Raw genomic sequence first — 14,350 nt, 5'->3', positions numbered from 1 at the left:
AAACAGCATCATTGATTGATTCATCCCGGCAGAAAACTTACATTGTTGGGCTTTTCACGTCAGTTAAGGAATTAAAATGGATATTCAGCGAATTAACCCAACAAAACGTTGGTCTGATGTCACTGTGTTCAATGGTATTGCTCACTTTGTCGAAGTCCCTGAATCGGATACCAGTGCTGATATCACAGGTCAGGCCGAACAGGTGTTCGCACAGGCAGAAGCCATGCTGGCCAGCGTGGGCAGTGATAAGTCGCGTATCCTGTCAGTCACGATTTATATCACCGACTGGGCGAACCTTGCTGCTTTTAATGCGGCCTGGGATGCCTGGCTGCCAGAGGGCGCTGCGCCAAGCCGTGCCTGCGTGAAAGTAGAACTGGCTGATCCGGATTATCTGGTCGAGATTGCTTTTGTTGCCGCTGCTGGTAAGTAGAGAATATTTTGCCATCTTTTTGCTGAAAAGGTGGCAATTTCCCCTCCTGTTTTGATTCCATTCATTTGTACTGATTCTCGGCCTTTCTGACTTCGCCGCGATGCTGGTTTGGAATTTCCCATCGATTGTCATGCGATTTGTTTCTTACCTCTTGTTCTCAGATGATTAAAACTGATAGCTTTGCTGATTAGGCATAGTCACTTGTCCGTGATGTCCGTAGGTTATTATTGAGGCGTATTGCATGCGCTTGCCTTGGTATTGAACACTCAGTTTCAACCCTGTCAGTTGCAACCCTGTGTGACTGCCGTGAATCGTTTTTTGGTGGATGTTCGTGAAGTAAAGGATGACTGCATTGAAAGGATTGGGTTTTGATCTTCGTTCGTTAGAAGTTTTTGTGGCGACCGCGCAGTCTGGCAATATGACGATGGCGGCAAGCCAGCTTGGTCTTACGCAGTCTTCCGTTTCTCAAACACTCTCTTCACTTGAACACAACCTGAAAGTGACGCTCCTGGACAGAAGCGTTCGCCCGGTTGAGCTGACTGTTGCCGGGCGCTATTTTTATGACCAGTCATGCCATCTGCTTGCTGAAGCAGAAAAAACACACGGCGTGATGACCAAAAGCAGCTTTCAGAAACTGCATTTGTTACGCATCGCCATGGTCGACTCACTGGCCACCTCGTTAGGGCAACCGCTGGTCGAGGTGATAAAACGCCACACCGAAAACTGGACGATCAATACCGGCCGTTCTCACATGCATGCTCAGGCGCTGCTTTCACGCAACGTGGATATGATTATTTCTGACGATGCGCTGGAAAATAACGATCACCTCAGCCGCTACCGTCTGTTACGCGAACCCTTTGTGCTGGTCATTCCCAGCCAGTTTGCCAGTCAGTCTCAGGGATTAGCGCAGGTGGCAGAAAAGCTTGATTTTGTCCGGTATTCCAATGATTCGCTCATCGGTGTGACGATTGAACGTTATTTAAGACGCTTGGGGATGAACGTACCCGTCAGGATGCAACTGGATAATACATTTGCTGTGTTATCCAGCGTGGCAGCCGGGCTTGGCTGGACGATCACCACACCGCTTTGTATGTTCCAGTACGGGCTGTGCAATGAAAAACTCACCTGCCTTCCCCTTCCCCGTGAAGAACCTTTTTTCCGCAATCTGACGCTGGTCTGCCGTCACAACGAGTTGGGAAATCTGCCGCACATTCTGGCGGAAGACAGCCGTCAAATTATCAACGAACGATTTTTCCCTCAGATTCGGGATGCGTTACCCTGGCTGGATAAAGAACTGTATGCCGGTTAAAAACCAGCGAATGTTTGATTCTTAACAGAATAAGTGTGATTCCCACCCAGCATATAAAATGATGGTCACATTCTATTTTGGTAATTATCAACAGCGTGGACTAGGTTGAACTTATCGAGAGCGGCAAAAAAATACTAAAGTGATCTGAGTACCAATCACGATGACAACCGCTATCGGGTAAAACGGGTCTGATATTTCAGAGGTTATCGCAGCAGACACAAACGGAAGTGTGTACCTATCATGAATTCGCTGGAATTTTTTCTGAGCTCTGTGTTAAACGGCATTGGGAGCCTGTCCGATCTCACATCGGTATGGGGAGATCTATTTTCGCTTCATGTCAATTTTCCTTTCTTCTGGCTGGTACTGACAGGTTTGGTACTGGCGGCATTGTTATTGTCTGTGGTCAGCTTGTTGTGGAAACAGCACAACCGTCGTTCCCGCGTTCACCGTGAACTTGCCCGCGCCAATCAAAGAATGAGTCTGGCAACCTCTGTGGCAGGGATTGGCGTGTGGGAATGGGACGTGAATTCCGACACCCTGCAATGGAGCCCTTATCTGTATGATCTCTACGGTATTCGTGTCGGCAGCAAACTGGCATTGACAGACTGGGTGTCGCGCTTGAAAAGTGGCGACGGCGACAAAGTGGTACTGCTGAAACAGATCGCGGGTAAAAATAAGCAACAGACACTGCTCATCGACATGATCGATCCGCTGGATGGACAACCCAGAGTGCTGGAGTTGGTGGTACAGGGGTTAGTCAATGACGCGTCGCGCCTGATTGGCACCCAGCGGGATATTTCAGATGTCATTGAACGGCAGCGCCAGATGGAACAGGCAGCCTTGCAGGACAAACTGACGGGCTTGCCCAACACACGGGCACTGAACCGGGTGCTCAAAGCCGCCTTTGCTGCACCGGATGTCGAGAATAAAGTATTCGGCCTGATGTTTATCGACCTGGATGGTTTTAAGCAGGTCAACGACACGCTGGGCCACGATGTGGGTGATGCTTTGCTGCAGCATGCTTCCAAACGGATGCGTGGTTGTCTCAGGGTGGAAGATGAAGTCTTTCGTCTGGGCGGCGACGAATTTGTCGTCTGGGTGCCGTTAGGTGAATACGCAGTGAAAATTAAGAAACCCACTCAAGACAGTGTTTTAGAATACGATGAGTCTGAGCGTCGTGATCCGCCCATACTCACCTGGGGGGATAACGACGAAGAATTGACGTTCAGAATGGAAACCATTGCAGAAAAACTACTGCACACCCTGACCGTGCCTTTTAATTTTGGTGATAACCAGTGTCGTGTTTCTGCCAGTATCGGCATTGCCCGATACCCGGTGCACGCGAAAGATGCAACGGCGCTGCTCAAGCGAGCCGATTCTGCCATGTATCAGGCCAAGCGAAAGGGAAAACGCCAGTTCGCACATTATGACCCGGCGCCCGAACCGCGCGAAGAAAACGGACAACAGGCTGATATGGCAGAGAAACTGCCAGAAAACCGGCAGGCGATAGGATAAGCAGGGTGCGTCATCTTATTGACGAATTACATTTTATTAAGCCTGGATCAGATAAAAAACACAGTGCTTATGAAAAAAAAGTTCAACTGAGACAATAATTTTTTCACACAAAATTTGTACAGTATCTAATATTTGAGACATAGAAGAGAAAAACTATTCTACAAGAATGCTTAACCAGAGTGAGGGATGTTCCATGAAGTATTTCGTATTAGCCTGGATTCACACAACGAACTTTATTCATCGCCTGATCAAAGAAGAGAAAGGTGCTTCTGCGATTGAGTATGTGTTGATTGCGGCTGTGGTTGTTGGTGCAATAAGTTTGCTAAGTTTGGATGATGTGTTCACTTCAGCAGCAGGAAAATTAAACTCAGCTATTAGTGCTGCCCCTTGAGGTAACTAATCAAGTGCTAATGAGTGTCTTGGTTGTCATATTATTATTTTGTGCTGTCCAAGATATATATGAAAGGAAAGTGTCAAATTATCTCATTGTCACAATGCTATGTATTTCTGTTCTTTATTATTTACTAATATCAAATGTTGATTTTGATGAGACTTTCATTTCAATTCTATTAGTGAGTTTGATAACGTTCCCTGGTTTTGTGAAGAATGTGTTTGGTGCATCTGACGTGAAGATACTGTTAATCATGGCATTCACATTGTCTTTCACTCAGATGCTGGATGTTCTTTTATATTCATTTGTCTGCTTCGCAGTGTACTGGTGGTTGTTTGCCCGCGGCCAGAAAGAAGCTCCCTTTGTACCAAGCCTGTTGGTTGGGGTGGTTGTATCGTTATGGATTCTATAAGAAAAAATCGATTCAGGATCAAACGAATAAAACAGCAGGGCTCTGCAGCACTGGAAACGATATTTCTTTTACCTGTCATCCTGATGATATTTTATGCCGTTGCTCAGTACAGCCTGATCTTTGTTTCCATTCAGATGCTGAATTATGTTTCAGAAGAAGCACTTCGTAAGAGTATTTCTTATGTAGATGAGAATTGTTATTACGGCGGTGCTTGTGATAACACTGAACTGAAAAACCATATTAGAGGTTCTGCAGAGTCACTCATTAGAAACTATACAGATTCAAACTCTGGGTATGGTTCGCTCTTTGGCCAGAGCCTGGATGGTAACCTTTCTATCAATATCGATTCAGATACATTTTGCTGTAAAGTTACCATCATCTATAACTATAAGAATAAACCATTCTTACCGTCTTTCGGTTTGCCTGTTCCGGACGAATTAAAATCGACGGCAATATTGAATTTGTAGCAATGCGCTGAGTCAGTATTTCTGAAACGATGCTGCCAGAGAGCAACAGTGAGGGTAAAAAATGCAGGGACGCACGTTAAAAATTGCCGCTGCCGTCTTATTGGTGATGGCGCTCTTAATTGGCTGGTACGGGGTGACACTGAGTGGCCGAACCGCACCGCAAACCTCATCGCCAGCGGTGTCTGTTTCCAAGCCTGTGGTGACTGTCTGGGCATTCGCGAATGACGTCCCGAAACAGGCGGTGCTGACCGAAGACATGCTGGTTGCCACCCAAGTGACCGATGCCACCGCCGAAGACATTCGTGACTATTCCCCCTTTCTCGGCAGGCAGTTGAAATTGTCTGTTGTGAAGGGTACCCGCCTCAAATCTGCGCTCTTGCTGGGCCAGTTACCCATTGCACAATCTTTGCCTCAGGGATACCGCGCGATTGCGATTCAAGCCAGCGAGCTGACGACAGTCGGCGGACATGTTCAACCCGGCTATCGGGTGGATGTGATTTACCTGCTTCGTGCGAATAAGGAATCGGGCGACAACAGTACCGCCCGGCGTATTCTGAGTAACGTCGAAGTGCTGGCCGTCGGGGATCAACTGAACTTCGACGGTAAAAAAACCGAGAAACAAGTGAACGATAAAGCCAGAACCGTCGTGCTGGCTGTTCCTGCCACGGATACGCCTCAGCTTCTACTGGCAGAAACCACAGGTCAGCTCAGGCTGGCAGTAGTTGGCACTCAGGAGCTGGCGCCGGTGGTTGAGTTCACGGCCGACCCGGAAAGCCGGATGGCCTACTCACCTGTTCCCGGCCAGACACCCGGCGCCAATACAACAGCACCTGTGCTTGCGACACCGAAAGTGATTGTTTCTTCGCAGAAAACAGCCAGTACTTCACAGGGCGCCCCGGCCGTCATGGTCACGGCACCCAGTCATTCAACCGTGAAAGAACCAGAGGATGCCAAGCAAGACGACAGTTATGTCATCTCATTAAAAACATTGGGTGGTTATCGCGAAGCTGAAGTGGAAGTGAAAAAACCGGCTCCGGTGAAATACCGTTACGTTGCCCCTCGGGTTGAGGTGTACCAGGGCGAGAACCGAACTCTGGTTCGCACCAGTCACTGACAGGGAGAGAGTGAATGCTGCGTTTTGTGAATCGATTATGTGTGTTTCTGGCTTTGAGCCTGAGTGTGTCCGTTGATGCCCGTGATGTTCAAATGGATGTGGGCCAGCAGGTGACTGTGCACTCTGGCAAGCGCATCCAGCGGGCAGCGATTGGCGAGCCCTCTGTGGCGGGTGTCAAAGTATTGAGTACCTCTGAGTTACTGGTGACAGGAAAGCAAACCGGCTCGACATCGCTGCTCATCTGGGAGCGAGGTTCTGAAGAGCCTGTCCGCCATCGGATTTCTGTCAATCCCGGGGGGGTTGCAACATCCAATATTCAGGTGCAGACCGACATCAAAGTGGTCGAAGTCAGTAAAAGTGCGCTCAAAGAAGCTGGCTTCTTTTTCGGTAAACAGGGCACTGGCGGTACGTTTTGGGGCATTGGAAATTCAAGTGCGATCACTGGCGCTTCGTTTAATGGTTTTCGGGGCAGCTTCTTATCCAGTGGTGATGCGTTCAATCTGGTGATCGGGAATGTGGCGGATCATTTTCTTGGGACAATCAGTGCGCTGGACAGCAACGGCTTTGCCTACACGCTGGCCGAACCCAGCCTGGTGACTATGTCTGGCCATACGGCAACCTTTCTGGCCGGCGGGGAATTTCCCTATCCGAAAAGCACCAGTGATGATGATATCAGCATCGAGTTTAAAGAATTCGGGGTTCGTCTGAATCTGACGCCAACTGTGATGTCAGGCGATCGCATTATGCTCAAAGTCGCCCCTGAAGTGAGTGAGCTGAACTATGCCCAGGGTGTACAGGCATCCGGCGTCATCGTGCCGGGATTGTCAGTACGCCGCACAGACACCACAGTCCAGCTGGGCAACGGCGAAAGTTTTGTGATCAGCGGGCTGGTCAGCCGCAGCACGATCAAAAATGCCAACCGTTTCCCGGGCTTAGGGGATATTCCGATTCTTGGCGCCTTTTTCCGCTCAACCCGTTTAGAAGAGAATGATAAAGAATTGATGATGGTTGTAACGCCGCATCTGGTGAAACCCTTTGCCAGTAATGCGCCGCTGCCACCGTTACCGGGCGAAATGTATCGTCAGTTTAAACCCAACTTTTTCGAATTAATTTTTCTGGATGCTGAACCCAGAGAATTGCCCGTAAAAATGGGTTTTGCAGGGGAGGGTTAAGATGCAGCTCATGGCTTATACGGCGGATCATCACGCCAAACTGGATGTGTCTGAAGCGATCCCTGAAGGGTGTACGCTGACCTGGATAGAAGATGCATCTCATCTGAGCTCCAATCTGGCCTGGAAGCAGACGCGTATTCTGATCCTCGTGGCCTCTGACTGGCCAATGCCGGATATCGACAGCCTGATGGATAACTTTGCACCCCGGCACGTCATTCTGGTGGACCTCACCCCCGAAGCGCACTGGCATGGTATCCAGCAAAACCAGCAGGTACGCAAACATCTCCATTGGTGTGAGCTGGAAGGACTGACCGATCTGATTGTTCAACTGACGCAGATGACCTCATTTGATCCGGGGTCGCGTTTAGCGCTGCTATCACCGCGTAATGACTGTGATGGTGCTTTGCTGGCCATTGCGACAGCGTCTCAACTGCAACGAAAGCACAAACAGTCTGTCCTGTTATTGGATTTGGGGCGACCTTACAGCGATGTGTCTTCATATCTGGGGAGCGGTGACCGGATTGATTTTCTCACCTTGCTGGAAAAGAAAGATTATCTCAGTGCGCAGTGGCTGGAGGAGCAGGATCTGGACGCCGCAGCTGGTATTCATGTGATCGGTATGCCGGATGCAGACAATTACAGTGCTGTGACCCTGGAAGCGCTGGTGGACGTGATGGATCTGCTGGAAGGCATGTACAGCAATATCGTCATTAACCTCACCGGTATGCCACCCAGCCCTTTGCTGTTTTTTATGGTCAATCGCTGCGATCAGCATTGGCTGCTGGCCGATCAGAAAAATGTCAGTCTGAAAAGTGCCTGTGATCTGGCGGAATTACTGTATCTCCAGGGGATCAGGCCGGGCAGCGTGAATTTAGTGCTGGCACCTTTTTCCCCGGAAGTCATGCCAGGCAAAGAGATGATTCAGAATCAGCTTCCGGTCCTGGTTCGCGGCGATTTGCCGTACACCTTTGCTGTCATCACTGACATCAATGCCAACGCACTGTTTCCGCCCAGCGGCGAGTTCAGATTGTATATCAAGGCGGTTGAGAAATTGCTCTGGCTGCCGACTGAAAAATCACGCTGGCAGTTTTCGCTGGGCTGGTAGAAAGGTTCAGGTGATTTCTCAAATCAAGGAGTCGGTATGGGAAATGAAATGATGTGGCCAAGCCGGGAACTGGTGATTCAGCAAGAAGAATCGACCCTGGCGCTGAAAGCGGAATTACACCGCTACATCATCGAGCAGCTGGAAGAAGACGGCCTGATGTTTGAGATGGAACGTCAGGAAATGCAGCCGCATGTTCATGATTATGTTCGTCAGTATTTTCAGCAACATAAGGAAGTGAGTCAGCATTTGAACCTGCAGGAGCTGGTCGCGGAGCTGATGGATGAAATCGTCGGCTTTGGCCCGTTACAGAACCTGCTGGATGACCCAAACATCGACGATATTCTGATTAACGGCCCGAAAAACATTTATGTTGAACGCAGTGGTCAGTTAAGCCGGATTTCCCTGCGGTTCATGAACGATCAGCATGTCTTACGGGTCATTCGCCGCATGATCTCGCCGATCGGCCGGCGGATTGACGAGTCCAATCCCATGGTGGATGCCCGTTTGCCCGATGGCAGCCGGATCAATGCGGTGATCCCGCCTCTGTCGATTGACGGCCCTTGTCTGTCGATCCGGAAATTCAAAAAAGAAGGCCTGACGGCAGATACCTTAATTCAAAATGGCGCCATGAGCGTTGCCATGCATCAATTGCTGAGAAGCTGTGCGAAATCGCGCTTTAATATTCTGATCAGCGGGTCAACCGGGTCAGGTAAAACGACCTTGCTCAATATTCTCAGCCAGTACATCAATACCGGCGAGCGGATTGTAACCATTGAAGATGCCGCCGAACTGCAGCTCAGGAACGGACACGTCGTTCGTCTGGAAACCCGCCCGCCGAACTCAGAAGGCCATGGTGAAGTCACCGCCCGGGATTTGCTTAAAAATGCCCTGCGGATGCGGCCCGACCGCATCATTCTGGGTGAAAGCCGTGGTGGCGAAGTGCTGGATATGCTGCAGGCAATGAACACGGGCCACCAGGGGTCGATGAGTACTCTGCATGCGAACTCACCGCGTGATGCACTGGTGCGGCTGGAAATGATGGTGACCCTGGCCGGTTTTACTTCCACGGAATCGCTGATCAAACAAATTATTGCCACCGCACTGGATATGATTATTCAGGTTTCACGCCTGCCAAACGGTAAGCGGGTCATTACTCACATCGTTGAGGTGCAGGATGTGGCGGACGATCAGATCCGTATTCAGGAACTGTATCAATACAACCCGCAAACGGAAGATTTCCTGCCTGTGGATGCCATGTCAGCCCACCTGCGGAAAAAGCTGGAGGAAGGGCTATGAACAGCGCGATCTTTATCGCGGGTGTATTGCTGATTGCCAGTTGCGTGTTGATGGTGATTGCAACCCGGCGTCCCAAAGCTGCGACAGAAAAAGCTGCGAAAGAGAAAGCTCAGAAAAAGGGCGCTGGCGAACGACCGGTACAGCGCAAGGATCGCATGCTGGAGCACTGGCAGCGACTGGGGTTGAGCACATCGGCTTATATGCTGGTGGTTTATTCAGTTTGCCTGTTGTGCGGGCCTTTCTTGCTGGCGCGCCTGTCAGGTATCGGTGGATTGGGCATTGGTTTGTGTGTGTCTGTGGGGTTGATTCTTCTGCTGGGGCAGATCCGAAAAAGCAATAAACGGCGGAAAATCCTGCAGCAGTTACCGGGATTCATTGATCATCTCAATCGCCGTATTCATGTGGGTATGTCACTCAACAAAGCGGTTGAACAGGTGTTGCCCGCCATGAATAACCCTTTACGCAGTGCTGCTCAGCGGGCAGTTCAGCGCACCAGCCTGGGTACAGAGCTTTACGACTCCTTCTATAAAGAAGCCAAGATCACGGGTGTGCAGGAGTTTGCCTTGCTTGGCTCTGTGTTTAAGGTGAATCACCAGTTTGGCGGCAGCGTGACCGCGGCATTGGAAAATCTGGTTGAGCTGCTGCATCAGCAGGAGCGCAGTCAGCGCGAACTGAAATCAATGACAGGCGAAACCCGGGTGACGGCCTGGGTGATGGGCGTGGCACCAACGGCTATGGCGATGTATATGCTGGTGTCGAATCCTCAGCAGTTGTTGTCGATGTGGGCAGATGAGTCCGGCCGACAGGCGCTGATGCTGGGCATTGGCGCCCAGGTAATGGGCGCCCTGGTGTTGTGGCGCATGGTTCGGTCGCTATAAAGGGGTTGGGCGGGATTCATGCCGCCAGTTTCAGTGGTTCAGAAGTACAGGTAGGGAAACACAATGACAGTCACCGCGTATTGGGTCATGGCCAGTTTATTGCTCACGGCAGGCGGGGCCGGTCTGATGTACTGGTCAGTGAAATTACAAAAAGCACGGAGTGTAGAGCAAAACCTTGCCAAATCGCTGGGGAAGACACCCGGTGAGCGCGTGATTCAAACCGGCCAGATGTTGTGGGGCAAAACCAAGCGGCGCAACGCCTCATTTCTGAGCGAAATTCTGGAGATGATGCGCAAAGCCGGATACATCTCCAACCGTGAACAGACACTGGCCGTATTCAGGATGGCTGCCGTGTGGTGTGCCGTTCAGCTGGTGGTTGCCAGTCAGCTCATTCAGGCCGAGGCATCGGTAAACAATAAAATCAGTTTCGTCTTTATCAGTGCGCTCGGGACGGCCTATCTCACCATTCAATGGCTGAAGAAAAAAGCCGCCAGACGCACCCGGATCATCGATGAAGAAATGATTATCGGTCTGCAAGTGATGAAAATTTTGTGGGATGTCGGTCTGTCGCTGGAGAGCCTGTTACGCACTCTGACCCGTGAATTGTCGGAACTGACTCCTGAACTGAATAAAGAACTCAAACTGGTACTCAGCAAAATTGAAGCGGGCCAGGAACGCGCCTCGGCATTCAGTGAAGTGGCCAGTGTGAACGATTCAACCGGCATGCAGGATTTGTTAACCATGCTGGCGCAGGTCTCTGAAACCGGCGGCAATATGTCGGCTTCCCTGAATCAGTTGTCTCAGTTGTTGCAGGACAGACGGCGGACGCAGCTGCAGGAAAAAGTCACCAAGCTGTCGGGGAAAATGTCAGTGGTCATGATGGTGTTTCTGTTTCCGGCTTTGTTTGTCGTATTAGCCGGACCGGGCTTCATGGCCCTCATTAAGGCGATAGGCAGTTAAGTCTTTTTGCTTTCGGCCTGTAGCCGTCAAGAAAAAAATAAAAATGACAAGGATGCGCATATGAAAAGCCCGTTCAGGAACCGATCGTTCAGACATGGCCGCTATTGGGCTAGCGGCCTGCTGGCAATGACGCTGATGGCATGTGCCGGCTCGCCTGAGGAAGAAACGGCTCAGCAAACAGCCAACAAGGCCGTACAGTCCGGCGCTTGTGGTGAAACACTGATCGCCAAAGACGGCATGAAGCTGTCGATGGTGAAACAGCAAATGGATCAAGGCCAGTATTATCTGGCGCTGGCGGCACTGGATGATTTGGACGAGGATGGCCTGAGTGTGAAAATCATGCGCGCCGATAGTTACCGCAAACTGGGCAAATGGGATGAAGCGTCCGCTTTGTATCAAGAGATGCTGAACACCTGCCTGGCCGGCAGTGCGTATCACGGACTGGGCTTGATTGCTTCGTATCAGGGCAAGATGCAGGACGCCATGAAGTGGATGGAAAAAGCCGCCAAAGCCGCCCCGGTTGAAGCCGATGTCCGTAATGATCTGGGCTTTCTGCTGCTGGTCACAGGGCAGGATCAGAAAGCCAGAGATGAATTGTTAACCGCGTTGGAGCTGAATCCATCGCACCCGAATGCGGCGAAAAATCTGTGGTTTGTTCTACTGAAAACCAACCAGAAACAAGCGGCTGCGACGCTGGCTTCCCGGTTTGAATGGGACTATGCCGATCAGCAGGAAATGATGGATGCCATTACTGCCTTCAGGCCGTTGCAGCTGGATCCTTCTCAATCGGGCAAAGAAAGTACAGGAGCTTTGTGATGAAAAGGACATACACCTCTTTGATCACTGCGATGGCGTTTGCGCTTGCAGGCGCTGCCGCGCCAGTTATGGCAGAAACACGTTCAGCGACAGATGCGGGAAAAATCAGCGCGTACCCGGCAACAACCAGCACAGCGCAGTTAAAACCTGTGATGAAAAGCGAGCGCAAGAACATGACACAGCTCTGGCTGAATATGCAGACGCGCGGCCAGATGGCAACATCCCAGACTGATACCCTGACGCCGGAAGCCGCGAAGGCCACACAAGAGCGCATGCAGCAAAGCTTCAGTCACCCGATTCCGGATAAATTTATTCAAGATAATTTTGGCGGCAGTTAAGGGTGAACGAAACGCCAGATTTCCGCGCATGACTTGTCATTTCCGCGGATGAACTTGTCATTCCCGCGCAGGCGGGAATCCACTTTACGGAACATGAGGCTGATCCATCAGCACTGGCGGCACAAGGGTCTATCCGTGTGATCACTGAATGCCGTCCTGAGGAGCGAGGATATGTTGAGTCCATCGAGATCGCCTGGTCGTTATTCCCGGATATCCCGTCAGCGCGGCGCGGTCGGGATCGGTCTGATTTTACTCATGGTCAGCATGGTGCTGTTTCTGGCAATGGCCGTCGACACCGGCCGCCTCTACATGGAAAAACGCAAGCTCCAGAAACAGGCCGATTTAGCAGCGCTCAGCTTAGGCCGAAGTGCCTGCTATATAGATGGAATCAACAATAAAGAAGCCCTGGAGACCCTGGTCAAACAGAATCTGGCTGCCAATGGCTTTGATACCACAGCATCCAACCCCACCATTGAATTTGGTGCCGCACAGATTACCGGCAACCAGTGGCAATTCGAACCTGCGAATGCTGCCGTCAAAAGTGCCGGCAGAGTCACCCTCAGTAAAACCGTGCCCGGCAGTTTGATTTCCCAGCTGTATAACCCCAATGATGTTACTTTGAGCGCGTCGGCGGCGGTGTATAAAACAACGAATGTTGAATTTGGTGTTGGTTCAAAGCTAATAGATACTAATTTTAAGGATTCAACTGATTCGATATTAGGTGCAATCCTAGGTGATGTATTAGATATATCAGTAGCCTCGTATGAAGGTCTGGTTGGAACAAAAATAAGATTAAGTAAGTTGTTGTATGTCATGAGAGAAGAAGGGCTTCTTGATGCTGATATTTCTATTGGCACACTCACTGATGCTTTGGCTACAAAAATAAGTATTTCCGATTTTATTTCAGCGAGTATTGAGGCAATTGATGATACACAAGTGCTTGCTGTTGATGCTGCTGAGGGGTTAGCGGTTTTAAATAAACTACCCAATGTGGGTAGTTTAGAGTTTTCTTTGTCAGAAATTTTAAAGTTAGCTGCTGGCGCAGATGATTCAATGAATAACGAAGTGAAACGTGCCGCTCTGGCAAGCCAAATTGCATTGTATGATTTAGTGTCCGCAGCTATTTATGCTTCTAATAAAGAGAATTTTATTTATGTTCCTGAGTTGAATGTAGATGCAGGTATCGTTGGGTTAAATACTGGATTGAAAGTAATAGAGCCTCCGCAATTTAATATTGGCGTTTTACCTGCAGAGGAGGATAGTGAATTTGTTGCTTCAGCCAAGACGGCTCAAGTGGACTTGTATACTGAGGCAACATTATTAGATGGAGGTTTGAATCTTGGAGTGAGTTTAATACCTTTGTTAAATATCGGTATTAAGCTAGAGCCTGGAGTTATTGGCTTGAAAACTGTAGCAGCTCAAGCTGAAACTAAGTTACTTGATGCTGATGGATGTTCATTGAATAGTGATGGGGTTAAATTAAAGTTTGCAACTAAGCCAAGCATTGCCAACGTTTATATTGGAGATGGTGGTGTTTCTGGAGATTTAAGTGATTTAGATGCAAGTAAACCAATAGAAATCAGAGCGGAGGTAAAACTTCAAGCTTTGTTTTTAGATGTAACTGTCCCCGTTGTTATTAAGATTGGTGCTGCGATAAAAGTAGAGGAAAGTAGCTATATTACTCATTACGTAAACGTAAAAGAAGAAGACCTTCCTTTTGTAGAAAAAGGTGTTGGAAATGGTTTGGGAAGTTCGCTTTCAAGTGGTGTTAGTAATTTGGAATTAACAATAACCATTGATACTGATGAAGAGAATGTTCTATCAAACTTAACTAGCATTTTAAATCTGGTAACAGGTGCATTAGTCCCGATTGTAAAAACGTTAGTGGGTGATATCGTGCTGAAAGCGATAACTCCAATTCTTGATGATGTTCTATTAAGCAAAGTCCTCGGCATCCAAGTCGGCACAGCCGACGTATTCGTCACCTCAATTGATGTGGATGGTGGTGGTTTGATTGAATAATGACCTGCTGAGAATGTTTTTCGTTCCGTGTTCAAATGGATTCCCGGCTTACTTCGAATCGTCAATTCAGTGGAGGAAAATTCAAAGAGTGGTTTGTGCAATATAAGTCGTGTCTGTATTCCCTT

Annotated in this window: 15 protein-coding genes; all 15 read left to right on the top strand. The window is 49.4% G+C overall.

Going from position 1 to position 14,350, the window contains the following annotated elements; all coding sequences use genetic code 11:
- The first annotated feature begins 76 nt into the window (after positions 1-76).
- On the top strand, positions 77-430 hold the full coding sequence (locus LN341_RS17200; protein ID WP_120512607.1) for a RidA family protein: 354 nt from the start codon (positions 77-79) through the stop codon (positions 428-430).
- A 343-nt stretch (positions 431-773) separates the two neighbouring features.
- Positions 774-1,739, top strand: a complete 966-nt coding sequence (locus tag LN341_RS17195) for a LysR family transcriptional regulator (RefSeq protein WP_234206272.1) — start codon at positions 774-776, stop codon at positions 1,737-1,739.
- A gap of 240 nt (positions 1,740-1,979) precedes the next feature.
- Positions 1,980-3,254: a GGDEF domain-containing protein gene (locus LN341_RS17190; RefSeq protein ID WP_046220975.1), complete on the top strand. Its 1,275-nt coding sequence runs from the start codon at positions 1,980-1,982 to the stop codon at positions 3,252-3,254.
- Positions 3,255-3,447: 193 nt separating this feature from the next.
- Positions 3,448-3,645 (top strand): Flp family type IVb pilin, encoded by a 198-nt coding sequence (locus LN341_RS17185; protein ID WP_234206270.1) that lies wholly within the window; start codon positions 3,448-3,450, stop codon positions 3,643-3,645.
- Between the two features lie 19 nt (positions 3,646-3,664).
- Positions 3,665-4,057, top strand: a complete 393-nt coding sequence (locus LN341_RS21910; protein WP_370643803.1) for a prepilin peptidase — start codon at positions 3,665-3,667, stop codon at positions 4,055-4,057.
- Positions 4,045-4,524 (top strand): TadE family protein, encoded by a 480-nt coding sequence (locus LN341_RS17180; protein ID WP_234206268.1) that lies wholly within the window; start codon positions 4,045-4,047, stop codon positions 4,522-4,524. Before LN341_RS21910 ends, LN341_RS17180 begins: the two co-directional genes overlap by 13 nt.
- 61 nt (positions 4,525-4,585) lie before the next feature.
- Complete coding sequence (cpaB, locus tag LN341_RS17175) at positions 4,586-5,638, top strand: Flp pilus assembly protein CpaB (protein ID WP_234206266.1); 1,053 nt, start codon at positions 4,586-4,588, stop codon at positions 5,636-5,638.
- Positions 5,639-5,652: 14 nt separating this feature from the next.
- Entirely contained in the window at positions 5,653-6,810 is a 1,158-nt protein-coding gene (locus tag LN341_RS17170) for a type II and III secretion system protein family protein (RefSeq protein WP_046220970.1), read from the top strand.
- A 1-nt stretch (position 6,811) separates the two neighbouring features.
- On the top strand, positions 6,812-7,915 hold the full coding sequence (locus LN341_RS17165) for a hypothetical protein (RefSeq protein ID WP_234206265.1): 1,104 nt from the start codon (positions 6,812-6,814) through the stop codon (positions 7,913-7,915).
- Positions 7,916-7,951: 36 nt separating this feature from the next.
- Complete coding sequence (locus tag LN341_RS17160; RefSeq protein ID WP_234206263.1) at positions 7,952-9,211, top strand: CpaF family protein; 1,260 nt, start codon at positions 7,952-7,954, stop codon at positions 9,209-9,211.
- Positions 9,208-10,089 (top strand): type II secretion system F family protein, encoded by an 882-nt coding sequence (locus LN341_RS17155; RefSeq protein ID WP_234206261.1) that lies wholly within the window; start codon positions 9,208-9,210, stop codon positions 10,087-10,089. The genes LN341_RS17160 and LN341_RS17155 overlap by 4 nt, the downstream gene beginning before the upstream one ends.
- A 63-nt stretch (positions 10,090-10,152) precedes the next feature.
- Entirely contained in the window at positions 10,153-11,049 is an 897-nt protein-coding gene (locus tag LN341_RS17150; protein WP_234206259.1) for a type II secretion system F family protein, read from the top strand.
- A 60-nt stretch (positions 11,050-11,109) separates the two neighbouring features.
- The gene (locus tag LN341_RS17145) at positions 11,110-11,865 is read left to right on the top strand and encodes a M48 family metallopeptidase (protein WP_052729994.1); all 756 of its coding nucleotides are present in this window, start codon (positions 11,110-11,112) and stop codon (positions 11,863-11,865) included.
- Positions 11,865-12,203 carry a DUF3613 domain-containing protein gene (locus LN341_RS17140; protein ID WP_046220967.1) on the top strand — a complete coding sequence of 113 codons (339 nt, stop codon included), beginning with the start codon at positions 11,865-11,867 and terminating at the stop codon, positions 12,201-12,203. The genes LN341_RS17145 and LN341_RS17140 overlap by 1 nt, the downstream gene beginning before the upstream one ends.
- 171 nt (positions 12,204-12,374) lie before the next feature.
- Complete coding sequence (locus LN341_RS17135; RefSeq protein ID WP_234206258.1) at positions 12,375-14,225, top strand: pilus assembly protein TadG-related protein; 1,851 nt, start codon at positions 12,375-12,377, stop codon at positions 14,223-14,225.
- Positions 14,226-14,350 lie beyond the last annotated feature (125 nt).

Source organism: Photobacterium sp. TLY01 (assembly GCF_021432065.1).
GTDB classification, from domain to species: domain Bacteria; phylum Pseudomonadota; class Gammaproteobacteria; order Enterobacterales; family Vibrionaceae; genus Photobacterium; species Photobacterium halotolerans_A.
Note: the sequence above shows the minus strand (reverse complement) of the source record. Positions and strands in the feature narration are given on the sequence as shown.

Coding starts and splice junctions, on each gene's coding strand:
- LN341_RS17200 (WP_120512607.1), top strand. CDS start 77: ATGGATATTCAGCGAATTAACCCAACAAAACGTTGGTCTGATGTCACT.
- LN341_RS17195 (WP_234206272.1), top strand. CDS start 774: ATGACTGCATTGAAAGGATTGGGTTTTGATCTTCGTTCGTTAGAAGTT.
- LN341_RS17190 (WP_046220975.1), top strand. CDS start 1,980: ATGAATTCGCTGGAATTTTTTCTGAGCTCTGTGTTAAACGGCATTGGG.
- LN341_RS17185 (WP_234206270.1), top strand. CDS start 3,448: ATGAAGTATTTCGTATTAGCCTGGATTCACACAACGAACTTTATTCAT.
- LN341_RS21910 (WP_370643803.1), top strand. CDS start 3,665: ATGAGTGTCTTGGTTGTCATATTATTATTTTGTGCTGTCCAAGATATA.
- LN341_RS17180 (WP_234206268.1), top strand. CDS start 4,045: ATGGATTCTATAAGAAAAAATCGATTCAGGATCAAACGAATAAAACAG.
- cpaB (WP_234206266.1), top strand. CDS start 4,586: ATGCAGGGACGCACGTTAAAAATTGCCGCTGCCGTCTTATTGGTGATG.
- LN341_RS17170 (WP_046220970.1), top strand. CDS start 5,653: ATGCTGCGTTTTGTGAATCGATTATGTGTGTTTCTGGCTTTGAGCCTG.
- LN341_RS17165 (WP_234206265.1), top strand. CDS start 6,812: ATGCAGCTCATGGCTTATACGGCGGATCATCACGCCAAACTGGATGTG.
- LN341_RS17160 (WP_234206263.1), top strand. CDS start 7,952: ATGGGAAATGAAATGATGTGGCCAAGCCGGGAACTGGTGATTCAGCAA.
- LN341_RS17155 (WP_234206261.1), top strand. CDS start 9,208: ATGAACAGCGCGATCTTTATCGCGGGTGTATTGCTGATTGCCAGTTGC.
- LN341_RS17150 (WP_234206259.1), top strand. CDS start 10,153: ATGACAGTCACCGCGTATTGGGTCATGGCCAGTTTATTGCTCACGGCA.
- LN341_RS17145 (WP_052729994.1), top strand. CDS start 11,110: ATGAAAAGCCCGTTCAGGAACCGATCGTTCAGACATGGCCGCTATTGG.
- LN341_RS17140 (WP_046220967.1), top strand. CDS start 11,865: ATGAAAAGGACATACACCTCTTTGATCACTGCGATGGCGTTTGCGCTT.
- LN341_RS17135 (WP_234206258.1), top strand. CDS start 12,375: ATGTTGAGTCCATCGAGATCGCCTGGTCGTTATTCCCGGATATCCCGT.